This is a genomic window from Streptomyces sp. NPDC090499 (genome assembly GCF_044769305.1).
GTDB lineage: Bacteria > Actinomycetota > Actinomycetes > Streptomycetales > Streptomycetaceae > Streptomyces.
On record NZ_JBIVXP010000003.1, the window covers coordinates 549,382 to 575,333 of the forward strand.

Annotated in this window: 26 protein-coding genes and 1 tRNA gene; 10 read left to right on the forward strand and 17 right to left on the reverse strand. The window is 71.1% G+C overall.

The genetic code is table 11. From position 1 onward, the window contains the following. Positions 1–4: 4 nt before the first annotated feature. Together ACIQVL_RS14490 and ACIQVL_RS14495 are read right to left on the reverse strand one after the other, a co-directional pair. Positions 5–217: a hypothetical protein gene (locus ACIQVL_RS14490; RefSeq protein WP_403433922.1), complete on the reverse strand. Its 213-nt coding sequence runs from the start codon at positions 215–217 to the stop codon at positions 5–7. A gap of 203 nt (positions 218–420) precedes the next feature. Continuing rightward, positions 421–502, reverse strand: a tRNA-Tyr gene (locus ACIQVL_RS14495). Between the two features lie 226 nt (positions 503–728). Between ACIQVL_RS14495 and ACIQVL_RS14500 the strand changes: the two genes are divergently transcribed. After that, positions 729–1,217 (forward strand): YajQ family cyclic di-GMP-binding protein, encoded by a 489-nt coding sequence (locus tag ACIQVL_RS14500; protein ID WP_093499708.1) that lies wholly within the window; start codon positions 729–731, stop codon positions 1,215–1,217. Positions 1,218–1,305: 88 nt separating this feature from the next. On the opposite strand, the gene ACIQVL_RS14505 is transcribed toward ACIQVL_RS14500, so the two are convergent. After that, complete coding sequence (locus tag ACIQVL_RS14505; RefSeq protein ID WP_403433920.1) at positions 1,306–1,572, reverse strand: GlsB/YeaQ/YmgE family stress response membrane protein; 267 nt, start codon at positions 1,570–1,572, stop codon at positions 1,306–1,308. 219 nt (positions 1,573–1,791) lie between these two features. Here ACIQVL_RS14505 and ACIQVL_RS14510 point away from each other — a divergent pair, with 219 nt between their 5' ends. Then, positions 1,792–3,039 carry an APC family permease gene (locus ACIQVL_RS14510; protein WP_403433918.1) on the forward strand — a complete coding sequence of 416 codons (1,248 nt, stop codon included), beginning with the start codon at positions 1,792–1,794 and terminating at the stop codon, positions 3,037–3,039. A gap of 109 nt (positions 3,040–3,148) precedes the next feature. Here the strand turns inward: ACIQVL_RS14510 and ACIQVL_RS14515 are convergent, their stop codons facing one another. From ACIQVL_RS14515 to ACIQVL_RS14575, 13 genes are all read right to left on the reverse strand, one after another. Then, the gene (locus tag ACIQVL_RS14515) at positions 3,149–3,715 is read right to left on the reverse strand and encodes an SMI1/KNR4 family protein (RefSeq protein WP_403433915.1); all 567 of its coding nucleotides are present in this window, start codon (positions 3,713–3,715) and stop codon (positions 3,149–3,151) included. Between the two features lie 132 nt (positions 3,716–3,847). Further along, positions 3,848–4,240, reverse strand: coding sequence for a YccF domain-containing protein (locus ACIQVL_RS14520; protein WP_403433914.1), 393 nt, complete (start codon positions 4,238–4,240; stop codon positions 3,848–3,850). Then, positions 4,237–5,100 carry a zinc metalloprotease HtpX gene (htpX, locus tag ACIQVL_RS14525; protein ID WP_403433912.1) on the reverse strand — a complete coding sequence of 288 codons (864 nt, stop codon included), beginning with the start codon at positions 5,098–5,100 and terminating at the stop codon, positions 4,237–4,239. The genes ACIQVL_RS14520 and htpX overlap by 4 nt, the downstream gene beginning before the upstream one ends. A gap of 225 nt (positions 5,101–5,325) precedes the next feature. After that, entirely contained in the window at positions 5,326–6,849 is a 1,524-nt protein-coding gene (locus ACIQVL_RS14530) for an NADH-quinone oxidoreductase subunit N (RefSeq protein WP_403433909.1), read from the reverse strand. Next, positions 6,846–8,429, reverse strand: a complete 1,584-nt coding sequence (locus tag ACIQVL_RS14535) for an NADH-quinone oxidoreductase subunit M (protein WP_403475440.1) — start codon at positions 8,427–8,429, stop codon at positions 6,846–6,848. Before ACIQVL_RS14535 ends, ACIQVL_RS14530 begins: the two co-directional genes overlap by 4 nt. Before the next feature lie 6 nt (positions 8,430–8,435). Beyond that, positions 8,436–10,430 (reverse strand): NADH-quinone oxidoreductase subunit L, encoded by a 1,995-nt coding sequence (locus ACIQVL_RS14540; RefSeq protein ID WP_403475441.1) that lies wholly within the window; start codon positions 10,428–10,430, stop codon positions 8,436–8,438. Then, positions 10,427–10,804, reverse strand: coding sequence for an NADH-quinone oxidoreductase subunit NuoK (gene nuoK, locus ACIQVL_RS14545; RefSeq protein ID WP_403433900.1), 378 nt, complete (start codon positions 10,802–10,804; stop codon positions 10,427–10,429). The genes ACIQVL_RS14540 and nuoK overlap by 4 nt, the downstream gene beginning before the upstream one ends. After that, a complete protein-coding gene (locus ACIQVL_RS14550) occupies positions 10,804–11,562 on the reverse strand; it encodes an NADH-quinone oxidoreductase subunit J (protein WP_403475442.1) in 759 nt (252 codons plus the stop codon). The genes nuoK and ACIQVL_RS14550 overlap by 1 nt, the downstream gene beginning before the upstream one ends. After that, positions 11,559–12,140: a NuoI/complex I 23 kDa subunit family protein gene (locus ACIQVL_RS14555; RefSeq protein WP_403433896.1), complete on the reverse strand. Its 582-nt coding sequence runs from the start codon at positions 12,138–12,140 to the stop codon at positions 11,559–11,561. Before ACIQVL_RS14555 ends, ACIQVL_RS14550 begins: the two co-directional genes overlap by 4 nt. Next, the gene (locus ACIQVL_RS14560) at positions 12,140–13,108 is read right to left on the reverse strand and encodes a complex I subunit 1 family protein (protein WP_217549043.1); all 969 of its coding nucleotides are present in this window, start codon (positions 13,106–13,108) and stop codon (positions 12,140–12,142) included. The genes ACIQVL_RS14555 and ACIQVL_RS14560 overlap by 1 nt, the downstream gene beginning before the upstream one ends. Next, positions 13,105–14,595 carry an NADH-quinone oxidoreductase subunit C gene (locus ACIQVL_RS14565; RefSeq protein ID WP_403475443.1) on the reverse strand — a complete coding sequence of 497 codons (1,491 nt, stop codon included), beginning with the start codon at positions 14,593–14,595 and terminating at the stop codon, positions 13,105–13,107. Before ACIQVL_RS14565 ends, ACIQVL_RS14560 begins: the two co-directional genes overlap by 4 nt. Further along, positions 14,592–15,197: an NADH-quinone oxidoreductase subunit B gene (locus tag ACIQVL_RS14570; protein ID WP_403433890.1), complete on the reverse strand. Its 606-nt coding sequence runs from the start codon at positions 15,195–15,197 to the stop codon at positions 14,592–14,594. The genes ACIQVL_RS14565 and ACIQVL_RS14570 overlap by 4 nt, the downstream gene beginning before the upstream one ends. Continuing rightward, positions 15,188–15,598: an NADH-quinone oxidoreductase subunit A gene (locus ACIQVL_RS14575; protein WP_093499722.1), complete on the reverse strand. Its 411-nt coding sequence runs from the start codon at positions 15,596–15,598 to the stop codon at positions 15,188–15,190. The genes ACIQVL_RS14570 and ACIQVL_RS14575 overlap by 10 nt, the downstream gene beginning before the upstream one ends. 249 nt (positions 15,599–15,847) lie before the next feature. On the opposite strand from ACIQVL_RS14575, the gene ACIQVL_RS14580 reads away from it, so the two are divergent. The 5 genes from ACIQVL_RS14580 to ACIQVL_RS14600 all read left to right on the forward strand — a co-directional run bounded on the left by ACIQVL_RS14580 (position 15,848) and on the right by ACIQVL_RS14600 (position 22,825). Further along, positions 15,848–17,038, forward strand: a complete 1,191-nt coding sequence (locus tag ACIQVL_RS14580; RefSeq protein WP_403475444.1) for a sensor histidine kinase — start codon at positions 15,848–15,850, stop codon at positions 17,036–17,038. Positions 17,039–17,203: 165 nt separating this feature from the next. Further along, on the forward strand, positions 17,204–18,565 hold the full coding sequence (locus tag ACIQVL_RS14585; RefSeq protein ID WP_403475445.1) for a sensor histidine kinase: 1,362 nt from the start codon (positions 17,204–17,206) through the stop codon (positions 18,563–18,565). A 295-nt stretch (positions 18,566–18,860) separates the two neighbouring features. Then, a complete protein-coding gene (locus tag ACIQVL_RS14590) occupies positions 18,861–19,568 on the forward strand; it encodes a LuxR C-terminal-related transcriptional regulator (protein ID WP_403433883.1) in 708 nt (235 codons plus the stop codon). A gap of 202 nt (positions 19,569–19,770) precedes the next feature. Next, a complete protein-coding gene (locus tag ACIQVL_RS14595) occupies positions 19,771–21,699 on the forward strand; it encodes a 2-oxoacid:acceptor oxidoreductase subunit alpha (RefSeq protein ID WP_403433880.1) in 1,929 nt (642 codons plus the stop codon). Positions 21,700–21,823: 124 nt separating this feature from the next. Continuing rightward, positions 21,824–22,825: a 2-oxoacid:ferredoxin oxidoreductase subunit beta gene (locus ACIQVL_RS14600; protein ID WP_403475541.1), complete on the forward strand. Its 1,002-nt coding sequence runs from the start codon at positions 21,824–21,826 to the stop codon at positions 22,823–22,825. Positions 22,826–22,965: 140 nt separating this feature from the next. Here the strand turns inward: ACIQVL_RS14600 and ACIQVL_RS14605 are convergent, their stop codons facing one another. Beyond that, positions 22,966–23,304: a winged helix-turn-helix transcriptional regulator gene (locus ACIQVL_RS14605; RefSeq protein WP_403434232.1), complete on the reverse strand. Its 339-nt coding sequence runs from the start codon at positions 23,302–23,304 to the stop codon at positions 22,966–22,968. Between the two features lie 173 nt (positions 23,305–23,477). Between ACIQVL_RS14605 and ACIQVL_RS14610 the strand changes: the two genes are divergently transcribed. The 3 genes from ACIQVL_RS14610 to ACIQVL_RS14620 all read left to right on the forward strand — a co-directional run bounded on the left by ACIQVL_RS14610 (position 23,478) and on the right by ACIQVL_RS14620 (position 25,911). Then, complete coding sequence (locus tag ACIQVL_RS14610; RefSeq protein ID WP_403433878.1) at positions 23,478–24,329, forward strand: NAD(P)H-binding protein; 852 nt, start codon at positions 23,478–23,480, stop codon at positions 24,327–24,329. Between the two features lie 120 nt (positions 24,330–24,449). After that, positions 24,450–25,415, forward strand: coding sequence for an EamA family transporter RarD (gene rarD / locus ACIQVL_RS14615; RefSeq protein ID WP_403433876.1), 966 nt, complete (start codon positions 24,450–24,452; stop codon positions 25,413–25,415). Between the two features lie 31 nt (positions 25,416–25,446). Then, complete coding sequence (locus ACIQVL_RS14620; RefSeq protein ID WP_403433873.1) at positions 25,447–25,911, forward strand: VOC family protein; 465 nt, start codon at positions 25,447–25,449, stop codon at positions 25,909–25,911. Positions 25,912–25,952 lie beyond the last annotated feature (41 nt).

Sequence of the window (25,952 nt, forward strand, 5' to 3'; positions counted from 1 at the left end):
GTTCTCAGAACAGCGGCAGCTGCCCGGGGAACTCCGGCACGACGTAACCGTCCAACGAGGGTTCCACGGCCCCGATCCGGGCCTGCTGCCGCGAGCCGGCGCAGGAGACGAGCTCTCCCGCCTCGCGGGCCCCGGGCGGGTCGTGCCGCGCGAAACGGCCTGCCACGACGGCGATTTCACGGCGGCACACCGGGCAGGTTCTGCGTCGGGAGGACATGTGTTCAGTGTGCCCCGAGGCGGGGCATCCGCGGCGGACCACTGCCCGGCCGCCGCACCGGCGCAGCCTCGCCATGATCTTCATCACGCGCCGCGTCCACGCCCCGCATCCACGGTCCGGCCCGCGCGAAGGCATGCCATCGAGCACATGACGAAGAGCCCGTGACCTGCTTGATCGCAGGTCACGGGCTCTTCGTTCCCGTGTGGCGGCGCCAGGATTCGAACCTGGGAAGGCTGAGCCGGCAGATTTACAGTCTGCTCCCTTTGGCCGCTCGGGCACACCGCCGGGGTTCTGCCACCAGGCGGTACCGCTTTTCGGCGGTGCTCCCTGGCAACGACGTAAACAATACCCGATCCGCAGGGGTGCTCCGCCACCCGATTGATCGCCGCTCGCGGGACGCGGGGTGGCTAGGCTGGTGCGGATGCGGCCCGGTCCCCACCCCGGGCTCGGCGGCTGCCGTCGCGCGCCGCGACGCCTCCCGTCACACCCCCGATACAAGGAGCCACAGGACATGGCCGACTCCAGTTTCGACATCGTCTCGAAGGTCGAGCGGCAGGAGGTCGACAACGCCCTCAACCAGGCCGCCAAGGAGGTCTCGCAGCGTTACGACTTCAAGGGCGTGGACGCCTCGATCGCCTGGTCCGGCGAGAAGATCCTGATGCAGGCGAACTCCGAGGAACGGGTCAAGGCGATCCTCGACGTCTTCCAGTCGAAGCTGATCAAGCGTGGCATCTCGCTGAAGGCGCTGGACGCGGGTGAGCCGCAGCTCTCCGGCAAGGAGTACAAGATCTTCGCGTCGATCGAGGAGGGCATCTCCCAGGAGAACGCGAAGAAGGTCGCCAAGATCATCCGCGACGAGGGCCCCAAGGGCGTGAAGGCCCAGGTCCAGGGCGACGAACTGCGGGTCAGTTCCAAGAGCCGCGACGACCTCCAGGCCGTGATCGCGCTCCTGAAGGGCCAGGACTTCGACTTCGCGCTCCAGTTCGTGAACTACCGGTAGGCAGCGCTTTCGAAGTACGAGGGGGGCGGGCACCACGTGGTGCCCGCCCCCCTCGTACTTGTCGTGCGTCGGCTCCGGCCGAGGAAGGTCAGTCGCGCGAGTTGCCGAACAGGACGCGGTAGGCGATCAGCAGGACCAGCGAGCCGCCGATCGCCGCCACCCAGGTCGCACCGTCGTAGAAGTTCTTGGCGACCGGGTGGTCCAGCCAGCGGGCCGAAATCCAGCCGCCGAGGAACGCACCCACGATGCCGATGAGGGTCGTGCCGATGAAGCCGCCCGGGTCGCGTCCCGGCAGCAGGAATTTGGCGATGGCGCCGGCCAACAGTCCCAGGATGATCCAGCTGATGATGCCCATGACCTGAACCTGCCCTTCCGCGCTGTGTTCGCACTGTTCCGGCCCTGTGATTTCGGTCCGGGCCGGCTGTGCCGGACAGGTGGTGCCGGACAGGCCGTCCGAGCCGTCGAGCCGTCCGAGCCGTCCGCATGTGTCCGTCGCGCGCTTGTTCGTGCCTTGTCGATGACGAGGACGCCTGGGCGATACCGCACGGTTGCGGTGATCAGTAAGGTACGCCGGGTGGCCTCCCCTCCTCCTTCCGGTCTGCGGCGCACACTGGGCGTGCGCGACGCGGTGATCGTCGGCCTCGGCTCCATGGTCGGGGCGGGCGTGTTCGCCGCCCTCGGCCCCGCCGCCCGCGCCGCCGGGTCGGGGCTGCTGCCGGCCCTGGCCGTCGCCGCCCTGGTCGCCTACTGCAACGCCATGTCCTCGGCACGCCTGGCCGCCCGGTACCCGCAGTCGGGCGGTACCTACGTGTACGGGCGGGAGCGGCTCGGCGCCTTCTGGGGTTACCTCGCGGGCTGGGCGTTCGTCGTCGGCAAGACGGCGTCCTGCGCCGCGATGGCGCTCACCGTGGGCGCGTACGTCTGGCCGGGGCAGGCGCACGCGGTGGCGGTCGCCGCCGTGGTGGCCCTGACCGCCGTGAACTACGGCGGTATCCAGAAGTCGGCCTGGCTGACGCGGGTGATCGTGGCCGTGGTGCTGGTGGTCCTCGCTTCCGTGGTGGTCGTGTGCCTGACGTCCGGGGCGGCGACCGCGGGGCGGCTGGACGTCGGACTGCCGACGGGTGTGCGCGGGCTGCTCGAGGCGGCGGGTCTGCTGTTCTTCGCGTTCGCCGGGTACGCGCGGATCGCGACCCTCGGCGAGGAGGTGCGGGATCCGGCGCGCACCATCCCACGTGCGATCCCGCTGGCTCTGGGGATCACGCTGGTGGTGTACGCGTGCGTGGCGGTGGCCGCGGTCTCGGTGCTGGGCACGGGCGGGCTCGGGCGGGCGGCCGCGCCACTGGCCGACGCGGTGCGGGCGGCCGGGGTACCGGGGCTGGTGCCCGTGGTGCGGGTGGGCGCCGCGGTGGCCGCGCTCGGCTCGCTGCTGGCCCTGATCCTGGGGGTGTCGCGGACGACGCTGGCCATGGCCCGGGACGGTCATCTGCCTCCGGCGCTGGCCGCCGTGCACCCCCGTTTCCAGGTCCCGCACCGCGCGGAGCTGGCCGTGGGCGCGGTGGTCGCCGTGGTGGCGGCGACCGTGGACGTACGAGGTGCCATCGGTTTCTCCTCCTTCGGAGTGCTGGCGTACTACGCGGTGGCCAACGCCTCGGCGTGGACGCTGGATCCGGTGCCGCGGGCGCGGGTGGTTCCGGCGGTGGGGCTGCTGGGGTGTGTGGTCCTCGCTTTCGCGCTGCCGGTGATCTCGGTGGTGGTGGGGGCGGCCGTACTGGCGGTGGGTGCGGCGGCGTACGCCGTACGGCGGTGGGTGGCGGCCCGGTAGCCACGGTGGCCGCCACGACGACATCGACGCCAACAACGACGACAACAGCGGCAGCGGCAGCGAGCTGCGGCAGGGGACCGCGGCGGCCCCTCTCGGGAGGCTCCGTCCCTCAGAGGGCCCGCTCCGGGGCCGTGCGAGTCCGGAAGCCGGGCCAGGGCGCCAGGTCCGTACCCTCGTCGGTCTCCTCGTACCAGCCCGTGCCCTCAAGCCAGATGTGCAGCCAGTCGGTCAGGCTGGGCGCGTCCACGAACCAGGCGCCGTCGGCGCCGTCGGCGTTGGGCTCGTAGAGCAGGACCGTGGCCTGCGGGGCCCGGCAGTCCACGCACGCGTACATGCCGCAGCCCCAGTGCGATATCGGCAGGACGCCCTCGGGCCAGGGCCAGTCCGGGTTCTTACGGCCGTACTCACGGTTGGTGAGGTACTGGGTGACGGCCGCCGGTTCCCCCGAGGGCGCCGAGTCGAGCAGGGGCAGCAGGCCGTACGACGGGCCGAAACCCCCGTCGCCCACCCGCTCGTAGAGCGCCGCGAGGAGAGGTGGGAGGGGGAAGCCCAGGGTCTGACCGGCCTGGGCGAGCGTGCCGGCGTCGACGGGCGCGGGGAGCGAAGGCCAGCCCCACGGGCGGGAGTTGCGGGCCTGTGCGGTCACCCGTGTCAGCAACAGCTCGATCTCGGTCATGGCTTCATGATGCAGGCCGCCACCGACAACCGCGCCGGCCTGTGGACAACCTCCCGGCGGCGCTCCGGACTCGTCCCGGCCTGTGGACAACTCTTGGGCCACAGGCGTCGGGTCGGGTCGGACGAGGTGCGGTCAGCGGGTCGCGAACGGCTGGTCCGTGGGGACGATCTCGCGTCCGAGCGGGAGCAGGGAGACCGGGATCAGCTTGAAGTTGGCGATGCCGAACGGGATGCCGATGATCGTCAGGCACATCGCGATGCCGGTGACGATGTGGGCGAGGGCCAGCCACCAGCCCGCGAGGACCAGCCACAGTACGTTGCCGACGCAGGAGGGGGCACCCGCGTCGCGGCGCTCCACGGTCGTGTACCCGAAGGGCCACAGGGCGTACACGCCGATACGGAACGCGGCTATGCCAAAGGGAATGCCGATGATCGTGACGCAGAGGATCACGCCGGCCAGCAGGTAGCCGAGGAACAGCCAGAAGCCGCTCAGGACGAGCCAAATGATGTTCAGGATGGTCTTCACTGAGGGCGACCTGCCATCTTCTCTAGCCGGGCGATCCGTTCCGCCATGGGCGGGTGCGTCGAGAACATCTTGGACAGTCCCTGGCCCGGACGGAAGGGGTTCGCGATCATCATGTGGCTCGCGGTCTCGATCCGGGGCTCGGGAGGCAGCGGAAGCTGTCTGGTGCCGGCGTCCAGCTTGCGCAGGGCACTGGCGAGGGCGAGGGGGTCGCCGGTGAGCTGGGCGCCGGAGGCGTCCGCCTCGTACTCCCGGGAGCGGCTGATGGCGAGCTGGATGAGGCTTGCGGCGAGCGGGCCCAGGATCATGATCAGCAACAGGCCGAGGAAACCGGGGCCGTCGTCGTCGTCCGAACGGCCGACCGGGATCAGCCAGGCGAAGTTGACCAGGAACATGATCACCGAGGCGAGGGCGCCGGCGACCGACGAGATGAGGATGTCGCGGTTGTAGACGTGGCTGAGTTCATGGCCGATGACGCCGCGCAGTTCCCGCTCGTCCAGGATGCGCAGGATGCCTTCCGTGCAGCACACGGCGGCGTTGCGCGGATTGCGGCCGGTGGCGAAGGCGTTCGGTGCCTCCGTCGGGGAGATGTACAGGCGGGGCATGGGCTGGCGGGCCTGGGTGGAGAGCTCGCGGACCATCCGGTACAGGGCCGGCGCCTCGAACTCGCTCACCGGGCGGGCGCGCATCGCGCGTAGCGCCAGTTTGTCGCTGTTCCAGTACGCGTACGCGTTCGTGCCGAGGGCGACGAGGACCGCGACGATCAGACCCGTTCGGCCGAAGAAGCTGCCGATGACGATGATGAGTGCCGACAGTCCCCCGAGGAGAACTGCGGTCCTGAGCCCGTTGTGCCGGCGGTGCACGGTACGCCCTCCAAGTCGTGCGGCAGGGGAACCCTTTGCCTGCGGTGCTGCCTTCCGATCTGCGATGCCACCGGTGTCGTGGTGTCACGTCCAGTGGACCCTCCCGCACTGGTCAACGCCAGGCGACGGCCACTAGTTCCCTTGTGTCCGCTGTGCGCGGGGTGAGCCGTACGGGTGAGGGACCGCGTCCGGGGCGGGACGGTTCGCACGCACGCGTGCGACGCGTCAGAACAGGCCGGAGGCGGCGAAGCGGAGTACCAGCTGGGGAGCGCCGGAGAGGACGACGCCGAGGGTGCCGGTGCAGGCGAGCGCCGCCGTGAGAGGGGCGGGCAGGCGGTGCCTGGCGGGCTCGCCCTCGGGGGCTCGGAACAGGAGGGCCGTCCACTGGAGGTAGTAGTAGAGGGCGATCACCACGTTGACGGCCATGACGACGGCCAGCCAGCCGAGGCCGGCGTTGACGGCCGCCGAGAAGACGGTGACCTTCGCGAACAGGCCGATGATGCCGGGCGGGAGTCCGGCGAGGCACAGCAGGAAGAACGCGAGGAGCAGAGCGGTGAGCGGGTTCCTGGCGTACAGGCCGCGGTAGTCGGAGATCCGGTTGAGCCGCTCGGTACGGGCGACGGCCGCGGCCACGGCGAAGGCGCCGAGGTTCACGGCGGCGTACATGAGGGCGTAGGCAAGGGTGGAGCCGACGGTCTTCCGGGCGTCCCCGCTGTATCCGGCGGCCGCGATCGGCACCAGCAGATAGCCGGCCTGGCCCACCGACGACCAGGCCAGCAGCCGTACCGCGCTGTACGCGCGCGTGGCCCGCTGGCGCAGGGCGGCCGCGTTGCCGACGGTCATGGTGAGCGCGGCCAGGGCGGCGAGCGCGGGGCCCCAGACGTCGGCGTAGGACGGGAAGGCGACGACGGTGACCAGGATCAGCCCGGAGAAGCCGACGGCCTTGCCGACGACCGACAGGTAGGCGGCGATCGGGAGCGGCGCGCCGACGTAGGTGTCGGGTACCCAGAAGTGGAAGGGGACGGCGGCCGTCTTGAACGCGAAACCCACAAGGGTGAGGACGACGCCCGTCTGGGCGAGCGTGTGCAGTTGTCCGTCGACGTGCTGGATCCGGTCGGCGACCTGGGTGAGGTAGAGGCTGCCCGTGGTGGCGTACACGAAGCTGATGCCCATGAGGCTGACGGCGGTCGCGGTCACCGAGGACAGGAAGAACTTCAGGGCCGCTTCGGAGGACCTCTTGTCGCCGTGCCGGATGCCGACGAGGGCGAAGGCGGGCAGGGAGGCCACCTCCAGGGCGACGACCAGGGTGGCGAGGTCTCGGGAGGCGGGGAGCAGGGCGGCGCCGGCGGCCGAGGAGAGCAGCAGGAACCAGAACTCGCCCTGGGGGTAGCGGCGGTTGCCGTCCTTCAGGGTGGTGACGGACAGCAGGGCCGTGAGCAGGGCGCCGCCGAGGACGAGGAACTGCACGATCAGGGTGAACCGGTCGGCTGTGTAGCTGCACGCGCGCGTGGTGCCGGTGAGGCAGAAGGTGCTGCGGTCGTGGTCGAGGAGCGGGAGCAGCAGGAGGGCGGCCGCGGCGAGTCCGGTGACCGAGATCCAGCCGAGGAGGGGCTTCCTGGCCTCGGGGACGAACAGGTCGGCGACCAGGACGACCAGGCCGACGGTCGCGGTGAGGGTGGGCGGGGCGATGGCGAGCCAGTCGACGGACTGGACGAGGTTCGCGGCCAGCGGCTGGGCCAGGGCGCTCATCGGGTGCCTCCTGCGAGGAGCTGCTGCACGGCCGGGTCGGTCAGACCGAGCAGGGCCTTCGGCCACAGGCCGGCGAGGACGGTGAGGGCGACGAGCGGGGTCCAGGCCGCGAACTCGTAGCTGCGGACGTCGGCGAGCTTGGGCACTTCCTGTGATGCGGCGCCCATGCAGACGCGGCGGACCACGGCCAGCATGTAGGCGGCCGTCAGCAGGGTGCCGAAGGCGGCGATCGCCATGAAGGTGAGGAAGGCGGGACGGCTGAGGCCGGCGGCGGGCTTGAACGCGCCGAACAGGGCCAGCATCTCGCCCCAGAACCCGGCGAGGCCGGGCAGCCCGAGCGAGGCGACGGCGGCGAACGCGAGCAGACCGCCGAGGCGCGGTGCCTTGCCGTACAGCGCGGCCCCCGTCTCCTCGGCGAGGGTGTCCAGGTCGGTCGTGCCGGTGCGGTCCTTCAGGCCGCCGACCAGGAAGAACAGCAGGCCGGTGATGAGGCCGTGGGCGATGTTGGCGAACAGGGCGCCGTTGACGCCGGTCGGGGTCATGGTGGCGATGCCGAGCAGGACGAAGCCCATGTGGCCGACGGAGGAGTAGGCGATCAGCCGTTTGAGGTCGCCCCGGGCGCCGCGTTTGGCCAGGTTCAGGCAGGCCAGGGACCCGTAGATGATCCCGACGACCGCGAAGGCGGCGAGGTAGGGCGCGAAGGTGCGGAAACCGTCCGGCGCGACCGGCAGCAGGATCCGGACGAACCCGTACGTGCCCATCTTCAGCAGGACACCGGCCAGCAGTACCGAGCCGACGGTCGGCGCGGAGGTGTGGGCGTCCGGCAGCCAGCTGTGCAGCGGCCACATCGGGGTCTTGACCGCGAGTCCGATCCCGATCGCCAGAACGGCGATGACCTGCACGGATGTGGTCAGTGACCGGCCGTTGTCAGTGGCGAGTGCCACCATGTCGAAGGTGCCCGCCTTGATTCCGATCAGGAGCAGGCCGAGCAGCATGACGACGGATCCGAACAGCGTGAAGAGGATGAACTTCCAGGCGGCCCGGGTCCGTCCCTCGCCGCCCCAGCGGGCGATCAGGAAGTACATCGGGATGAGCACCGTCTCGAAGGCGAGGAAGAACAGCAGCAGGTCGAGGACGGCGAAGCTCGCGAGGACGCCGCACTCCAGGACGAGCAGCAGGGCCACGAAGGCCTTCGGGGAAGGGCCGGACGGTCCCGCGGGCGGGTTGAAGTAGGAGTAGAGCGCGCAGAGGAAGGTCAGCAGCGCGGTCAGGACCACGAGGGGGAGGGAGATGCCGTCGATGCCGAGGTGGATGCGCACGTCGAGTGCGGGGATCCAGCCGATGTCGGTCGTGGCCTGCATCCTCGACGGATGGTCGTGGTCGAAGCCGAGCGCCAGGACGATCGCGGCGACGAGGACCGCGCCGGTCACGGTCACACCGTGCCGGAGTACGGCCTGCTCGGGCGACTTCCCCTTCAGTCCGGGCGGGGCGGGCAGCAGGGCGGCGACGGCACCGAGAAGCGGGCCTACGACGATCAGTGCCAGAAGAACTTGCATCACGGACTCGCTGATATCGATCACGCCTGCTCACGCTCCCGTGGCGACGAGGAGGACGGCGACCGCCAGGACGACGGTGCCGGCGAGCAGCGCGCTCACATAGGTCTGGACGTTGCCGGTCTGGGCGCGCCGTACAGCGGCGCCGAGCAGGCGGGGCAGTGCGCCTGCTCCACGTACGTAGGTGTCGACGACCTCGCGGTCCAGGAACTGGACGAGGCTCGCCGCGGCCAGGACCGGGCGGACGAACAGTGCGTCGTAGACGGCGTCCAGGTGGAAGCCTTCGGCGGCGTGCCGGTGCAGCGGGCCGAGCAGCAGCCTGCCGGGGTCCGCCGGGTCGGGTGCGTAGGCCACATCGCCGAACGCGGGCTTGTGGGCGGCGATGGCCTCGGCCTCGACCAGTCCGGCGTCGCCCTCCGGGTGGGCGGCCACGGCACCCAGCGGGGCGCGGGCGGCTTGTGTTCTGGTGCGCTGCCAGGCTCCGTAGGTGACCAGTCCGCCGACGAGCGCGAGGCCGGTGCCGAGGATCGAGGTGGTCAGGGTCGGGGTGAGGGCACGGCCGTCGAACCAGCCGGGCAGCGACCGGTAGGCGAACCCGCCGAAGGCGAGGGACGGCACGGCCAGGACCCACAGCACCACGGTCATGGACAGCGGCTGCCTGCCGTGGTCCGGCGCCTCGGCCCCCCGGCCCCGGAAGGTGAGCAGCCACAGCCGGGTCGCATAGGCGGCGGTGAGCAGGGCGGTGACCAGGCCCGCGACCAGGACGATCCAGCCGGCGCTGCCCGGGGCGTGCTCGGCGTGGCCGGTGGCGGCGTGCTCAGCGGCGCCGAGGACGGACTCCTTCGAGAAGAACCCGCTGAACGGAGGGACCGCGGCGAGCGCGAGCAGGGCCACGGTCATCGTCCAGTAGGCGTCCGGGACGCGGTCGCGCAGGCCGGAGGTGCGGGACATGACGGCCAGCGAGTTGGTGCCCGCGGCGTGGATGACCACGCCGGCGGCGAGGAACAGCAGCGCCTTGAAGGCGCCGTGGGACAGGAGGTGGAAGACGGCGGCACCCCGGTCGCCGACGGCGAGGGCGCCGGTCATGTAGCCGAGCTGGCCGATCGTCGAGTAGGCGAGGACGCGCTTGATGTCGTCCTGGGCGAGCGCGGCGAGGGCCGAACCGACCATCGTGACGGCGCCCATGGCGGCGAGGACGACCATCACGGCCGCGCTGGCCTCGAAGACCGGAAGGAGACGGGCGACGAAGTAGACACCGGCGGCGACCATCGTCGCGGCGTGGATCAGCGCGGAGACAGGGGTCGGGCCGGCCATCGCGTCGGAGAGCCAGGTGTGCAGCGGGAACTGCGCGGACTTGCCGGCCACACCGCACAGGAGCAGCAGCCCGACCAGGGTGGGATGGTGCAGCCCGCCGTTCGCGACGGTGCCGAGGACCGTGGTGATGCGAAACGACCCGGCGTCGGTGGCCAGCGCGAACAGGCCGATCAGGAACGGCACGTCGCCGAGCTTGGTGACGAGGAAGGCCTTCATGGAGGCGGCGCGCGCCTCGGGGGTCTCCCAGTAGTGGCCGACCAGGAAGTAGGAGCAGATGCCCATGACTTCCCAGCCGACCAGCAGCACGATCAGGTCGCCGGAGTAGACGACCAGCAGCATCGCGGAGGTGAACAGGGAGACGAGGGCCGCGTACGAGGGGTAGCGCGGGTCGTCACGGAGGTAGCCGGTCGAGTAGATCTGCACGCAGGCGGCGACGAACGCGACCAGGACGGCGACGAGGGCGGCGAAGCCGTCGATGTGCAGGGCGAGTTCGATCGGTACCGAACCGGTCGGCGTGAGCTCGGTGTGGGCGTCGACGGCCCGGCCGCCGCCCTGGTCGGCTGCGACCGTGCAGGCGAGGGCCAGCGTGGCGAGCGTCGGCAGGACCGCGAGCGGGCGGACGAAACCGGGGGCGGAGCGCCCCAGGAGCAGACCGGCGGCGGCGCCGAGGAACGGCAGGAGGGGGACGAGGACGGCGAGGGTGGTCGTGGTCACGCGGTGGCCTCAGCCTTCTCGTCGGCCGCCCCGTCCGTGGGCGTGCCGTCCTCGTGGCCCTCGGCGGTGTCGCGGAGCCGGTCGATGTCGGAGGTGCCGCGGTTGCGGTACACGGCGAGGACGATCGCCAGGCCGATGCCGATCTCGGCGGCGGCGATGGCGATGGTGAACAGGGTCAGGGCCTGGCCGGAGTGCAGGGTGTCCCGGGCGGCCTTGCTCAACCAGACGTCGAAGGCGACGAGGTTGAGGTTGACGGCGTTCAGCATCAGCTCGACCGACATCAGGACCAGGATCGCGTTGCGGCGGGCGAGGACGCCGTAGAGGCCGGTGCAGAAGAGGAGGGCGGAGAGAACGGCGGGATAGGCGAGGTGCATCAGCGGGCGCCTTCCTGCTCGGGCTTCTGCTGGGGCTTCTGCTCGGGCCTATGGTCGGGCCTGTCGGGCCTCTGCTCGGCTTTCCGCTGGGCCTTCCCCTCGGCTTCCTGCTCGGCTTCCTGCTCGGCTTCCTGCTCGATCGGGTGAATCCCGGAATCCGTGACGGATGGGGAACTCTGTGTGACGACCCGGCCGTTCACAGGGGGCGGGGCCGACTCCGCCTTCGCCTTCCGGGACAGGACGATCGCGCCGACCAGGGCCGCCAGGAGGAGGACGGAGAGGGCCTCGAAGGGCAGGACCCAGTTCTGGAAGAGGCTCGCGCCGGTGACCTTCGTCGAGCCGGCGGCGGCGCCGTCCAGGTCGATCCAGGTGGCGCGGAAGGCGTCCACGACCACCCAGACCAGAGTGGCCGCGGCGGTCACGGCGACGGCCAGCGCGACCCAGCGGTTTCCGGAGTCGGCGTCCGGGGAGCGGCCGATCGGGGCCTTGGTGAGCATCAGGCCGAAGAGAAGGAGGACGACGACGGAACCCACATAGATGAGGACCTGCACCCAGGCGATGAACTCGGCGGTGAGCAGGAGGTATTCGACGGCGATCCCGCCGAGGGCGACCACCAGCCACAGGGCGGCGTGCACCAGCTGACGGGTGCTGACCGTGACGAGGGCGGCGCCGAAGGTGACGAGGCCGACGAGCAGGAAGGCGATCTCCACGCCGGTCGGGGACAGGAAGCCGTGCGGCGCCTGGGCGAGCGGGCTCACGCCTCCCCCTCCCCCGGCTCGACCCGGTCGGTGGCCTGCTCGGCCTCGGCAGCGCGGGCCGCCGCGAGCTTCTCGGCGGACTTGCGGGCGGCGGCGAGTTCCTTCGGCTCCTCCGCACCGGGGTCGAGGGCAGGCGGGGCCGGGACCGTCCACATCCATTCGCGGAGTTTGTCGCGCTCGTGGGTGAGCTCGCGGATGTCGGTCTCGGCGTACTCGAACTCCGGGGACCAGAACAGGGCGTCGAAAGGACAGACCTCGATGCAGATACCGCAGTACATGCACAGGGAGAAGTCGATGGCGAAGCGGTCCAGGACGTTGCGGCTGCGCTCACGGCCACCCGGGGCCGCCGCCGGGACGGTCTCCTTGTGGGAGTCGATGTAGATGCACCAGTCGGGGCACTCACGGGCGCAGAGCATGCAGACCGTGCAGTTCTCCTCGAACAACCCGATCACACCCCGGGTGCGGGGCGGAAGGTCGGGAAGGGCGTCCGGGTACTGCTCGGTGACCGACTTCCGGGTCATCGTGCGCAGGGTGACGGCAAGGCCCTTGGCCAGGCCCGAGCCGGGGATGGGGGCCACTAGGAGATCACCACCTTGACGATGCCGGTGAGGGCGATCTGGGCGAGAGAAAGGGGGACGAGGAGGGTCCAGGAAAACTTCTGCAACTGGTCCTCGCGCAGCCGGGGGTAGGTCACGCGGAGCCAGATCACGACGAAGGCGAGGAGCGCCGTCTTCAGGAGGGTCCACAGCCAGCCGAGGCCGTCCGCACCCCACGGGCCGTGCCAGCCGCCCAGGAAAAGAACGGTGGTCAGGCCGCACAGGACGACGATCCCGGCGTACTCGGCGAGCAGGAACAGGGCGAAGCGCAGGCCGGTGTACTCGGTGTACGCGCCGAAGATGATCTCCGAGTCGGCTACGGGCATGTCGAACGGGGGCCGCTGGAGTTCCGCGAGGCCGGCGACGAAGAAGACCAGGCCGCCGGTGATCTGCCAGGGCAGCCACCACCAGTGGAAGGAGCCGACGATGCCCGGCAGGGAGACGGTACCGGCCGCCATCGCCACGGAGGCGGCGGCGAGCAGCATCGGGAGTTCGTAGGCGAGGAGCTGGGCGGCGGTGCGCAGGCCGCCGAGGAGGGAGAACTTGTTGGCACTGGCCCAGCCGGCCATGAGCGAGCCGAGGACGCCGACGCCCATCACGGCCAGCACGAAGAACACTCCCGCGTCCAGGACCTGGCCGACCGCGCCCTCGCCGGGGCCGATCGGGATGGCGAGCAGCACGAGCAGATACGGGAGGAGGGCCACCGCGGGGGCCAGTTGGAAGACACGGCGGTCCGCGCCCGCCGGGACCACGTCCTCCTTCTGCGCGAACTTCACGCCGTCGGCGATCAGCTGGGCCCAGCCATGGAAACCACCGGCGTACATCGGGCCGAGGCGGCCCTGCATATGGGCCATCACCTTGTGCTCGGTCTGACCGACGATCAGGGGGAAGGTGAGGAAGACGACGAACACGACGAGGAGTCGCAGGGCGACGTCCAGAGCGTCGTTCACTGCGGGCCTCCTGAGGGGTCGTCGGGGTGGGCAGGGCGTTCGGGGGCGGTGTCGTCGGGGGTCGGGGCTTCGGCGATGCGCTCGGGGGCGGGGGCGGGGGCGGGGGCCTCGGCAGCGTTCGGCTCGAGCTCCTCGGGCTCCTCGGCCGCGGCAGGGCTCGACTCGGCCGACCCCGACGCCGCCGGTTCCGGTCCGGTCGGTTCCGGTCCGGTCGGCTCCGGTGCCGTCGGCTCCGCGGTGGGCGCCGTGGAAGTGTTCGGCTCCCCCGCGCCCGGCTCCTGGGCCTCGGTTCCGGGCGCGCCGGCTGCCTCCGGCGGGGCGGCCGACGTCTCGGCAGCCGACCCCCCGTCCGCCGTTTCGTCGAAGGCGGGGCGGGCGTGGTGCCAGGGCGCGTCCGAGCTGCGGTGGGTTGCGGGGCGACCCGGGGTGGCCGGTGCCGCCGGGGTGCCCGGCTCCGTCTCCTGCGCACGCTGGGAAGAGGAGCCGCCTGAGGCGATACGCGCCCGGCGAGGCCCCCGGGGAGCAGCCGATGGCCCCGTCGCCGCGGCCGCCCCTTCCGCAGCGGTCGCTTCCGCGCCGGTGCCTTCCGCAACGCCATTCCCGGTGGGCGCGCCCTCCGCACCGGAGGTTGCCCGCTGCGAAGCGGACCCCCCGCTCGCACTCCGTGCCCGGCGCGGAGTGGCCGTCGGCCTTGCCGCACCCGGCGCCTCAGTCGACTCGACCGCTCCAGTCGGCTCCGCCGCCCCGGTCGACTCCGCCGCCGCGGCCGCGCTGGTCGCCTGGCTCGCCGAGCCCTCCGCGGCCGTGCGTGAGCGGCGCACCGGGCCGTCGTCGGTCTCGCGGGCCGGACGGGGCGGGCGGTCGCCGGCCGCGCGGCCTGCTGCGGTGCGGGCCGGGCGGGCGGGGGCGGCCGGGAGTTGGCCCTTGAGGGGTCCCCACTCGTTCGGGTCGGGGACGCCCGGGGGAAGCATCTGGCGGCGCCTGGGGCCGCCGTGGTCGGACTCGCCAGGTTCCTTGGCGCCGGGCCAGGCCTTGGCGACGCGGGCGGCGAGCACGAAGTCCTTGCGGAGGGGGTGGCCCTCGAAGGTTTCCGGGAGGAGGAGGTGGTCCAGGCCGGGGTGGCCGGTGAAGCGGACGCCGAACATCTCGTGGGTCTCGCGTTCGTGCCAGCGGGCGCCCGCGTAGACGCCGACGGCGGACGGGAGTTCGGGGTCGGTGTGCGGGACGGTCGTGCGCAGGAGCAGGCGGCGGACCGGGGCGAGGGCGACGACGTGGGCGGAGACGCGGAACCCGGTGCCGGGTTCGTCGACGGCGCTCAGCCAGTCGAAGTAGGTGCAGGAGAGAGTCGTACGGGCGATCTCCAGGGCGGCGAGCCAGGAGGAGGGAGGGACGTCGACCGTGAGGACGTCGTAGGACTCGTCGGCCCTGGCGTCCGTGCCGAAGAGTTCCTCGACGGGGGCCGGGAGCCAGCCGGCCGGGGCCGTCATCGCGCGTCCCCTTCGTTCTCGGCCCCCGTGGGGGCCGGCGGCCGGACCAGGTCGCTCTGGAGGGCCGCGGCGGACGGGCGGGGGGTGCCGTAGCGCTCGCTCAGGGATTCCGCCGCGATCTTCTCCTGGAGCTTGAGGATGCCCTGGAGGAGCGCCTCGGGGCGCGGCGGGCAGCCGGGGACGTACACGTCGACGGGGATGATCTGGTCGACGCCCTTGGTGACGGAGTAGGAGTCCCAGTAGGGGCCGCCGCAGTTCGAGCAGGCGCCGAAGGAGATGACGTACTTCGGTTCGGGCATCTGCTCGTACAGGCGCTTGACCGCCGGGGCCATCTTGTCCGTGACCGTGCCCGAGACCACCATGAGGTCGGCCTGGCGGGGACCCGGCGCGAAGGGGATCACGCCGAGGCGGATGAAGTCGTGGCGGGCCATCGACGCGGCGATGAACTCGATCGCGCAGCAGGCGAGACCGAAGTTGAAGACCCAGAGCGAGTAGCGGCGGCCCCAGTTGAGGACGACCTTCATCGGTTCGGGGGCGAGGCGGGCGAGCGCGCCCAGCCTCTGCGGCTCCGGCAACGGCACGGGTTCCGGCGTCACGTCCATGTCAGGACGCCCTTCTTGTATGCGTACAGCAGGCCGACGGCGAGGAAGCCGAGGAAGACGAACATCTCCACGAGCGTGGTCGCGCCGTAGCCGGGGGCGGCGAAGACCGTCGCCCAGGGGAACAGGAAGATCGAGTCGACGGCGAAGATGACGTAGAGGAAGGCGTAGACGTAGTAGCGGACCTGGGTGTGGGCCCAGCCCTCGCCGACGGGGTCGACACCGCACTCGTAGGTGAGGAGCTTCTCGGGGGTGGGGACCACCGGGCGCAGCAGCCGGCCGGCGCCGAAGGCGACGGCGACGAAGACCACGCCGACCAGCGTCAGCAGTCCCACCACGGAGTAGGACGCGAAGTAGTCCGCGGCGAGCACCGCGGTCGGTCCACCGCCCACCGTCTCCCGCATCGCCCGTCCCTCGCTCCCTCGACAGACCACCGGCCCGACCCGGTCCGGTGCCGTGACCTCAGTCAACTCTTGAATCGACGATCTGTACGCACGGGAGTCTAGGCCCTGATAAAGCCACGGTAAGCAGGCCGTCACGCGGTGGGACAGGGCGGGGCACGGGACCAGGGCCGCCTGGTGGGGTTTTCCCCAGGGTGACCCGGGCGGGGAACTCCATGGCGTCGCGCTCCGGCACACGGCACGCTGGCGCATATGACCGCACCAGCACCCCGATCCCCCGGTTTCACCGACGCCGGCGAGGACCGCGAGCGACTGCCGCCCGTGCGCTTCGCCTTCGAAGGTCATACCTGGAAGGAGATCGCGCATCTCCTGCTGAACCTGCCGATGTCGCTGTTCGGCTTCGTCTACGTCGTCACGACGGTGTGGGTGAGCGGTGTGCTGACGCTGACGGTGATCGGCGTCCCCCTGCTCGCCGCGACCCTGGTGGGCGCCCGTCAGCTGGGCAAGCTGGAGCGGGCACGCGCGCGTGCGCTGCTCGGGGTGCGGGTGGAGGAGCCGACCCCGTTGCCGTGGGCCAGGCGGGGTGCGGGCTCCGGGCGGCTGTGGCTGACGTTGAAGGACCCGGTGGGCTGGCGGACGCTGCTGTACGACTTCATCCGGCTGCCGTGGGGTGTCCTCACCTTCTCCGTCACGCTGGTCTCGCTGTTCGTGCTGTGGCCGGTGCTGCCGTTCGTCGCGCGCGGGCTGTCGAACGTGGACCGGGCGATGGTGCGCGGCCTGCTGTCGCCTTCTGACGAGCTGGAGCGCCGTATCGCCGAACTGGAGTCGGACCGGGGCGTGGTCGTCGACACGGCCGCCGCCGACCTGCGGCGCATCGAGCGGGATCTGCACGACGGGGCGCAGGCGCGGCTCGTCAATCTGGCGATGGGGCTCGGCCTGGCGAAGGAGAAGCTGCTGGAGGACCCCGACGCGGCCGCCGCGATGGTCGAGGAGGCGCACGGCGAGGTCAAACTGGCGCTGCAGGAGCTCAGGGACCTCGCCCGCGGCATCCATCCGGCGGTGCTCACCGACCGGGGGCTGGACGCGGCGCTGTCGTCGGTCGCCTCGCGGTGCACGGTGCCGGTCCAGGTGACCGCCGACCTGCCGTCCAGACCGGCGCCCGCGATCGAGGGCATCGCCTACTTCACCGTCTCCGAGCTGCTGCAGAACGTCAGCAAGCACAGCGGGGCGCGTACCGCCTCGGTGGACGTGTGGCGGGCCGACGACCGGCTGCTGATCCAGGTGCGGGACGACGGGCACGGCGGGGCGAGCCTGGACGGCGGCTCGGGGATGCGCGGGCTCGCGGACCGGCTGGGCGCGGTCGACGGCCTGTTCGTCGTCGACTCACCGTCCGGCGGCCCCACGACGGTCACCGCCGAGCTGCCCTGGCGCGACCGGTCGTAGCGAGCTGCAGAGGTGGGGGCGGGGTGGGGGTGGGCGGGGTGAGGGTGGGGAAAACCCCCCGTCCAAGAGGCCGACGGACTCCATGGTTCCCCGACCTGCGACAGAGCAGGGTGGAGATACGGCAGGACAGGGCCGACGAGGCGGGGAGAGGACGGGACGGCGCGGATGGCCACGGAGTTCGGACACGAGTACGGGTACGGGTACGGGCAGGACCACGGATACGGCCGCGAGCCGTACGGCGAGCGCCGGCATCGGATGCCGGCGGTGTTGCGGGCGCCGTTCGAGGCGCGCAGCTGGCGTGAGTTCGGCTATGTCCTGCTGGGCCTGCCGGTCGGCGTCACGCTGTTCGTGTGGACCGTGACGATGCTGTCCCTCGGTGTCGGTCTGCTGGTGACCTTCATCGGGATCCCGCTGCTGGCGGTGGCCCTCGCCGGGTGCCGTGGCTTCGGGGCGCTGGAACGGGCACGCGCGCGTGGGCTGCTGAAGCTGGAGGTCGCCGACCCGGAGCCGCTGCGGATGCGCAAGCCGGGGTTCTTCGCCTGGGTCGGCGCGGTGCTGAAGAGCGGCACGTCCTGGCGTCATCTGCTCTACGCGGTGCTGCAGTTCCCCTGGTCGATGTTCTCCTTCGTCGTCGCCCTCAACTTCTGGACGTACGGCTGGGCCCTGCTGACGTATCCGCTGTGGTTCTGGGTGTTCCCGGTGTGGGCCGGGCAGGGCGGAATCCAGCTGTACGGCGACGCGCACCACAGCGTCTACCTCGACAACCCGTTCGAGATCACGGTGACCGCGCTGGTGGGACTGCTGTTCACGCTGGCCACGCCGTGGATCGTGCGGGCGCTGACGCTGGTGGACCGGGTGATGGTGAACGGGCTGCTGGGGCCGTCGAAGCTGGCGTCGCGGGTTGTGGAGCTGGAGTCGGACCGCGGGATCGTGGTGGACACGGCCGCCGCCGACCTGCGGCGGATCGAGCGGGATCTGCACGACGGGGCGCAGGCGCGGCTGGTGGCGCTGGCCATGGATCTGGGGCTGGCGAAGGAGAAACTGCGGGAGGATCCGCAGGTCGCGGCGCGGATGGTGGACGAGGCGCACGGTGAGGTGAAGACCGCGCTGCAGGAGCTGCGGGACCTGGCCCGCGGGATCCATCCGGCCGTGCTGACCGACCGCGGGCTGGACGCGGCGCTGTCCTCGGTGGCGTCGCGGTGCACGGTGCCGGTGCGGGTGGAGGTCGACCTGGCGGAGCGGCCGGCGGCGGCGATCGAGGGGATCGCGTACTTCACGGTGTCCGAGTTGCTGCAGAACATCAGCAAGCACGCGCGGGCCAGTGCGGCGGCGGTCGATGTGTGGCGGAGTGCGGACCGGTTGATGCTGCAGGTCGTGGACGACGGGGTGGGGGGTGCGGACACGGCGCGGGGGTCGGGGCTGGCGGGGCTGGCCGAGCGGCTGGACGCGGTCGACGGGATCCTGCTGGTGGACTCCCCGGTGGGCGGGCCGACGCGGGTCACGGCGGAGCTGCCCTGGCGGGGTTGAGGGCGGGTTCTACGCCCCCGCCGCCCCTACCCGTCCCGTCCCGTCCTTCCAGGGGGTGGGCCCCCTTCGACCGCCCGGTTCGGCCTGAGCGGCCTCGTCCTCAAACGCCGGACGGGCTGGAAAGACTCAGACGAAGACTCGAACGCCGGGCCGGCTGGATGTGGTTCCGGCCCGCCGTCGTCCATCGCCGCCGGAGGGGCCGGGGCCGGGCGGCCTGATTTGGTTCGCGTCCTCTCGTTACCCGCACGCACTCCGATCCGAATGCTGGAATGCTGGACTTTCGGACAGGGCAGGCATGTACGCCGGACGGGGTGCGGGGGGCCGGGAGATCGTGGAGGACAGGGTGCGGGTGGTCATTGCCGAGGATTCAGTGCTGCTCAGAGAGGGGCTGACCCGGCTGCTGACCGACCGGGGGCATGACGTCGTCGCGGGCGTCGGGGACGCGGAGGCGCTGGTCAAGACCATCGCCGACCTCGATGCGCAGGACGCGTTGCCGGACGTCGTCGTCGCGGACGTACGGATGCCGCCGACACACACCGACGAGGGCGTGCGGGCCGCCGTACGGCTGCGGAAGGCGCACCCGGGGCTCGGGGTGCTGGTGCTGTCGCAGTACGTGGAGGAGCGCTACGCCACCGAACTGCTGGCCGGTTCCAGCCGGGGCGTGGGGTACCTCCTGAAGGACCGGGTCGCCGAGGTACGGGAGTTCGTGGACGCCGTGGTGCGGGTCGCCGAGGGCGGTACCGCGCTCGATCCGGAGGTCGTCGCCCAGCTGCTCGGGCGGAGCCGGAAGCAGGACGTCCTCGCGGGCCTCACCCCGCGGGAGCGGGAGGTGCTGGGGCTGATGGCCGAGGGGCGGACGAACTCGGCGATCGCCCGGCAGCTGGTCGTGAGCGACGGTGCCGTCGAGAAGCACGTCAGCAACATCTTCCTCAAGCTGGGACTCTCCCAGAGCGACGGTGACCACCGGCGTGTTCTGGCCGTTCTGACGTATCTGAACTCCTGACGGGCCGACGGCACCGTGTCGGCACCGGAAGGCGGCCAGGGGGAGGGAAAATCATGACAAGTCAGGGCGACAGGTCGTCTCAGAACTCCGTCCAGCATGCGAGCGGGCACGGGAAGGCGACCCTAACCGACGTAGGGTTGATTGCGGGATGGTCGGTGGGACGGCCACCCCCGGACAGCCGCCTCGAAGGAGGTCCAGTTCAGTGACCAGCCAGGTCAGCAGGACAACGGAACAGGCCGACGGAACCGTCGTGGGAGAGCAGCGCAAGCCGGGCGGTGTGAAGGCCGTCCGGCGCCTCGATCGGGTGATCATCCGGTTCGCGGGGGACTCGGGTGACGGTATGCAGCTCACCGGTGACCGGTTCACGTCGGAGACAGCGTCCTTCGGCAACGATCTGTCCACCCTGCCGAACTTCCCCGCCGAGATCCGGGCCCCCGCAGGCACTCTGCCGGGGGTCTCCTCGTTCCAGTTGCACTTCGCGGACCACGACATCCTCACCCCGGGTGACGCGCCGAACGTGCTGGTCGCGATGAACCCGGCCGCGTTGAAGGCGAACATCGGGGATCTGCCGCGCGGCGCGGAGATCATCGTCAACACGGACGAGTTCACCAAACGGGCGATGCAGAAGGTCGGCTACGACGCCTCGCCCCTGGAGGACGGGTCGCTCGACGGCTACAGCCTCCATCCGGTGCCGCTGACCACGCTGACCGTTCAGGCACTGAAGGAATTCGACCTCAGCCGCAAAGAGGCCGAGCGCAGCAAGAACATGTTCGCGCTCGGCCTCTTGTCATGGATGTACCACCGGCCGACCGAGGGCACGGAGAGATTCCTCCAGCAGAAGTTCGCCCGCAAGCCCGAGGTCATGAAGGCCAATCTGGTGGCCTTCCGCGCGGGCTGGAACTTCGGCGAGACGACGGAGGACTTCGCCGTCTCCTACGAGATCGCCCCGGCGACGACCGCGTTCCCGGTCGGCACCTACCGGAACATCTCCGGGAACCTGGCCCTCGCCTACGGCCTGGTCACCGCGTCCCGGCAGGCGGACCTGCCGCTGTTCCTCGGGTCGTACCCGATCACCCCGGCCTCCGACATCCTGCACGAGCTGTCCAAGCACAAGAACTTCGGTGTGCGGACCTTCCAGGCGGAGGACGAGATCGCGGGCATCGGCGCGGCCCTGGGGGCGGCGTTCGGCGGCTCGCTGGCCGTGACGACGACCTCCGGTCCGGGTGTCGCCCTGAAGGCGGAGACGGTCGGGCTCGCGGTCTCGCTGGAGCTGCCGCTGCTGGTCGTCGACATCCAGCGGGGCGGACCGTCCACCGGACTGCCGACCAAGACCGAGCAGGCGGACCTGCTGCAGGCGATGTACGGCCGCAACGGCGAGGCCCCGGTCCCGGTGATCGCCCCGCGGACCCCGGCCGACTGCTTCGACGCGGCGCTGGAGGCGGCCCGGATCGCGCTGACCTACCGGACACCCGTGATGCTGCTCTCCGACGGCTACCTGGCCAACGGCAGCGAGCCCTGGCGGATCCCGGAGCCGGCGGAGCTTCCCGACCTGCGGGTGCAGTTCGCGAGCGGCCCCAACCACACCCTGGACGACGGCACCGAGGTCTTCTGGCCGTACAAGCGGGATCCGCAGACCCTCGCCCGGCCCTGGGCCATCCCCGGCACACCGGGTCTCGAACACCGCATCGGCGGCATCGAGAAGCAGGACGGCACGGGCAACATCTCCTACGACCCCGCCAACCACGACTTCATGGTCCGCACCCGGCAGGCCAAGATCGACGGCATCGACGTCCCCGACATCGAGGTGGACGACCCTGACGGTGCCAGGACCCTGGTACTGGGCTGGGGATCGACGTACGGGCCGATCACGGCCGCGGTACGACGGCTGCGCGCGGCCGGGGAGCCGATCGCGCAGGCGCATCTGCGGCACCTGAACCCGTTCCCGCGCAATCTCGGCACCGTGCTCAAGCAGTACGACAAGGTGGTGATCCCGGAAATGAACCTGGGTCAGCTCGCCACCCTCATCCGGGCGAAGTACCTGGTGGACGCGCATTCGTACAACCAGGTCAACGGCATGCCGTTCAAGGCCGAGCAGCTCGCCACGGCGCTCAAGGAGGCCATCCATGACTGACGCCATGACCGACGCCGGAACCGATACAGGGACCGACACCGGAACCGACTCAGGGGCCGACGCCGGGACCCACGCCGCCGGCGGACTGCTGCAGCTCGTCCCCAAGGCCGAGGCCAGGCAGTCCATGAAGGACTTCAAGTCCGACCAGGAGGTGCGCTGGTGCCCCGGCTGCGGCGACTACGCGATCCTCGCCGCCGTACAGGGGTTCATGCCGGAACTCGGGCTGGCGAAGGAGAACATCGTCTTCGTCTCGGGCATCGGCTGCTCGTCGCGCTTCCCGTACTACATGAACACGTACGGCATGCACTCCATCCACGGCCGCGCCCCCGCCATCGCGACCGGGCTGGCGACCAGCAGGCGTGACCTGTCGGTGTGGGTGGTGACCGGTGACGGTGACGCGCTGTCCATCGGCGGCAACCACCTCATCCACGCCCTGCGCCGCAACGTCAACCTGAAGATCCTCCTCTTCAACAACCGCATCTACGGGTTGACGAAGGGGCAGTACTCACCGACCTCCGAGGTCGGCAAAATCACCAAGTCGACACCGATGGGCTCGCTGGACGCCCCGTTCAACCCGGTGTCGCTGGCGATCGGCGCGGAGGCGTCCTTCGTCGCCCGCACGATCGACTCCGACCGCAAACACCTCACCGAGGTGCTGCGCGCGGCCGCCGCCCACCCGGGCACGGCCCTGATCGAGATCTACCAGAACTGCAACATCTTCAACGACGGCGCCTTCGACGCCCTTAAGGACAAGCAGTCCGCCGAGGAGGCGCTGATCCGCCTGGAGCACGGCAAGCCCATCCGCTTCGGCGCGGACAACGCGCGCGGTGTCGTACGCGACCGGCTCACCGGCGACCTGAAGGTGGTCGACGTGACCGCGGACAACGAGTCCGAGGTCCTCGTCCACGACGCCCACTCCCCCTCACCCACCACGGCCTTCGCGCTGTCCCGGCTGGCCGACCCCGACACCCTGCACCACACGCCCGTCGGCGTCTTCCGCTCGGTGGAACGGCCCGTCTACGACGTCCAGATGTCCGAGCAGCTGGACACCGCGGCCGAACAGCACGGCAAGGGCGACCTCGCGGCGCTGCTGGCCGGCGGGGACACCTGGACCGTCGTCGGCTGACCAGGAGAAGCCATGAGCGGGGCCCGGACGGTGCGTCCGGGCCCCGCTTCGCGTTCCCGGCGGCCCAGGGAGGCTCAGGAGGCCAGGGGGCCAGCAGGCTCAGGCGGTCAGGAGGCTCAGGGCAGGTCCGGTCGGCGGCCTCAGGCGCGCTTCGCGTCGTCGTACGCCGTCCTGGCCCGCTCCACGTCCGCCATCCGCCGCTCGGTCCACAGCGCCAGGTCCCGCACCTGCTGAGCGGCCTCGCGGCCGAGACCGGTGAGGGAGTAGTCGACCCGGGGCGGGATGACGGGCTTGGCGTCACGGTGGACGAGGCCGTCGCGTTCCAGGGTCTGCAGGGTCTGGGTGAGCATCTTCTCGCTGACCCGGCCGATCGCGCGGCGCAGCTCGCTGAAGCGGTAGGGGCGGTCGAGGAGCTCGATCAGCACCAGGACGCCCCAGCGGCTGGTGACGTGCTCCAGGACCAGGCGGTAGGGGCACATCTCCGCGCCGACGACGTACTTCGGGGCTTTCGCAGCCTTCGCGGCCTTCGGCTGATCGACTTCGGCAGCACTTACGGTCATGCCAGTACCTTACTTCAAAGTGGGTACTTTCCATTAGTTAGTGCTGCTCCTAGGGTTAGTGACATCGGAACCCCACAAGGAGATCGCACACCATGAGCATCGTTGTCACCGGAGCCACCGGACACCTCGGCCGTCACGTCGTGACGCAGCTGCTGGAAAAGGTCCCGGCCGAGCAGATCACCGCCGTCGTGCGCGACGAGGCCAAGGCCGCCGACTTCGCCGCGGCGGGCGTGACGATCGCCGTCGCGGACTACAACACCCCCGAGACCTTCGACGGCCTCTTCGCCGCAGGCGACAAGGTGCTGCTGATCTCCGGCAACGAGTTCGACAAGGGCCGCCCCGCCCAGCACAAGGTCGTCATCGACGCCGCCAAGGCGGCCGGCGTGGCCCTCCTGGCGTACACCAGCGCCCCGGGCAGCCTGCACGCCTCGCTGGTGGACGACCACCGCGCCACCGAGAAGGAACTGCTCGCCTCCGGCCTGCCCTACACCCTGCTGCGCAACGGCTGGTACCACGAGAACTACACCGAGAACCTCACCCCGGTCCTGGAGCACGCCGCCGTCGTCGCGGCTGCCGGCGAAGGCCGGGTCTCCTCGGCCTCCCGCGCCGACTACGCGGCCGCCGCGGCCGCCGTGCTGACCGGCGAGGGCCACGAGAACCGGACCTACGAGCTCGGCGGCGACGCCGCCTGGGGCTTCGCCGAGTACGCGGCCGAGATCGCGCGGCAGACCGGCAGGGAGATCGCCTACAACTCCGTGCCCGGCGAGGTGCTGCAGGGCATCCTGACCGGCGCCGGCGTGCCGGAGATGTTCGCCGCGATCCTGGTCGACGTCGACGCGTCCATCGCCAAGGGCGAGCTGGTCATCGACTCCGGCGACCTCTCCCGCCTGACCGGACGCCCGACCTCCCCGATCTCCGAGGCGATCGCCGCCGCGCTCAAGTAGACCCGGCAGAAGCCACCCACCCCGGCTCGTCATGACCGTATGCCGATACGGCCATGACAGACCGGGGTGCTCGGCGCTACCTTCGTCCCGGCGTGCTGAAGCTGGGTGTGAGGAGGGCCGGTGGCCGGCATATCGAAGGGTGAGCGGCGGACAGGACTGGCGAACGGCTTCGCGGCCTACGGGATGTGGGGGCTGGTCCCCCTCTTCTGGCCGCTGCTGAAGCCCGCCGGGTCGGTGGAGATCCTGGCCCACCGGATGGTGTGGTCCCTCGTCTTCGTCGCCGTCGCACTCGTCTTCGTACGGCGCTGGGCCTGGGCCGGCGAGCTGCTGCGGCAGCCGCGCCGGCTGGCCCTGGTGACGGTCGCCGCCGCCGTGATCACCGTCAACTGGGGTGTCTACATCTGGGCCGTGAACGCCGGGCACGTGGTCGAGGCCTCCCTCGGCTACTTCATCAACCCCCTCGTCACCATCGCCATGGGCGTGCTGCTGCTGAAGGAACGGCTGCGGCCCGCGCAGTGGGCGGCGGTGGGCGTCGGCTTCGCCGCTGTCGTCGTCCTGGCCGTCGGCTACGGGCAGCCGCCGTGGATCTCCCTCGTCCTCGCCTTCTCCTTCGCCACCTACGGGCTCGTCAAGAAGAAGGTCAACCTCGGCGGCATCGAGTCACTCGCGGCGGAGACCGCGATCCAGTTCCTGCCGGCGCTCGCCTATCTGCTGTGGCTGGCCGGTCACGGCGGATCCAGCTTCGTCAACGACGGCGCCGGGCACGCCGCCCTGCTGGCCTCCACCGGCATCGTCACCGCCGTCCCGCTGGTCTGCTTCGGCGCCGCCGCGATCCGCGTCCCGCTCTCCACGCTGGGCCTGCTGCAGTACCTGGCGCCGGTCTTCCAGTTCCTGCTCGGCATCCTCTACTTCCACGAGGCGATGCCGGCCGAGCGCTGGGCCGGCTTCGCCCTGGTCTGGCTCGCCCTCGCCCTGCTCACCTGGGACGCGCTGCGCACCGCCCGCCGGGGCGCGCGGGCGCTCGCGGCGGCGCCTGTACCACGGCCGGCCGCGCCGGTCGCGGAGACTCCCGCAAGCCAGGTGTGACTGTCAGGGCCGTCGGCTATAAGTGGGCGGCATGACGCAGACGCCCGCACCCCTGCACTGGAAGCTCGTCGTCGACGCCCGCGACCCGCACGCACAGGCCGACTTCTGGGCCGCCGCGCTGCACTACGTGGCGGAGGACAACAGCGCGTTCGTGGCACAGCTGCTGGAGCTGGGCGCGCTGCCGGGCGCGGCCACCCTGGAGTACCACGGCCGTGCCGCCTTCCGTGACCTGATCGCCGTGCGGCACCCGGACGACCCGTACGACGAGGAGCGCGGGACAGGGCTGGGGCGGCGGCTGCTGTTCCAGCGGGTGCCGGAGGCGAAGTCCGGCAAGAACAGGCTCCACATCGACCTGCACGCCGGGGCGGGGAAGCGGGCGGACGAAGTGGCGCGCCTGGAGGCGCTGGGCGCTGCCGTGGTGCGGCATGTCTCGGAGCCCTCCGGGGCGTGGACCGTGATGGCCGACCCGGAGGGCAACGAGTTCTGCGTGCAGTGACGAGCGGTGACGACTCCTGCGTGTGGTGACGGCGTCGGCGG

Excerpts from the sequence above, each read along its gene's own strand:
- ACIQVL_RS14490 (WP_403433922.1), bottom strand. The coding sequence starts at position 217 with ATGTCCTCCCGACGCAGAACCTGCCCGGTGTGCCGCCGTGAAATCGCC.
- ACIQVL_RS14500 (WP_093499708.1), top strand. The coding sequence starts at position 729 with ATGGCCGACTCCAGTTTCGACATCGTCTCGAAGGTCGAGCGGCAGGAG.
- ACIQVL_RS14505 (WP_403433920.1), bottom strand. The coding sequence starts at position 1,572 with ATGGGCATCATCAGCTGGATCATCCTGGGACTGTTGGCCGGCGCCATC.
- ACIQVL_RS14515 (WP_403433915.1), bottom strand. The coding sequence starts at position 3,715 with ATGACCGAGATCGAGCTGTTGCTGACACGGGTGACCGCACAGGCCCGC.
- ACIQVL_RS14530 (WP_403433909.1), bottom strand. The coding sequence starts at position 6,849 with ATGAGCGCCCTGGCCCAGCCGCTGGCCGCGAACCTCGTCCAGTCCGTC.
- nuoK (WP_403433900.1), bottom strand. The coding sequence starts at position 10,804 with ATGCACCTCGCCTATCCCGCCGTTCTCTCCGCCCTCCTCTTCTGCACC.
- ACIQVL_RS14565 (WP_403475443.1), bottom strand. The coding sequence starts at position 14,595 with ATGACGGCCCCGGCCGGCTGGCTCCCGGCCCCCGTCGAGGAACTCTTC.
- ACIQVL_RS14570 (WP_403433890.1), bottom strand. The coding sequence starts at position 15,197 with ATGGACGTGACGCCGGAACCCGTGCCGTTGCCGGAGCCGCAGAGGCTG.
- ACIQVL_RS14575 (WP_093499722.1), bottom strand. The coding sequence starts at position 15,598 with ATGCGGGAGACGGTGGGCGGTGGACCGACCGCGGTGCTCGCCGCGGAC.
- ACIQVL_RS14580 (WP_403475444.1), top strand. The coding sequence starts at position 15,848 with ATGACCGCACCAGCACCCCGATCCCCCGGTTTCACCGACGCCGGCGAG.
- ACIQVL_RS14585 (WP_403475445.1), top strand. The coding sequence starts at position 17,204 with ATGGCCACGGAGTTCGGACACGAGTACGGGTACGGGTACGGGCAGGAC.
- ACIQVL_RS14590 (WP_403433883.1), top strand. The coding sequence starts at position 18,861 with ATGTACGCCGGACGGGGTGCGGGGGGCCGGGAGATCGTGGAGGACAGG.
- ACIQVL_RS14600 (WP_403475541.1), top strand. The coding sequence starts at position 21,824 with ATGAAGGACTTCAAGTCCGACCAGGAGGTGCGCTGGTGCCCCGGCTGC.
- ACIQVL_RS14605 (WP_403434232.1), bottom strand. The coding sequence starts at position 23,304 with ATGTGCCCCTACCGCCTGGTCCTGGAGCACGTCACCAGCCGCTGGGGC.
- ACIQVL_RS14610 (WP_403433878.1), top strand. The coding sequence starts at position 23,478 with ATGAGCATCGTTGTCACCGGAGCCACCGGACACCTCGGCCGTCACGTC.
- ACIQVL_RS14620 (WP_403433873.1), top strand. The coding sequence starts at position 25,447 with ATGACGCAGACGCCCGCACCCCTGCACTGGAAGCTCGTCGTCGACGCC.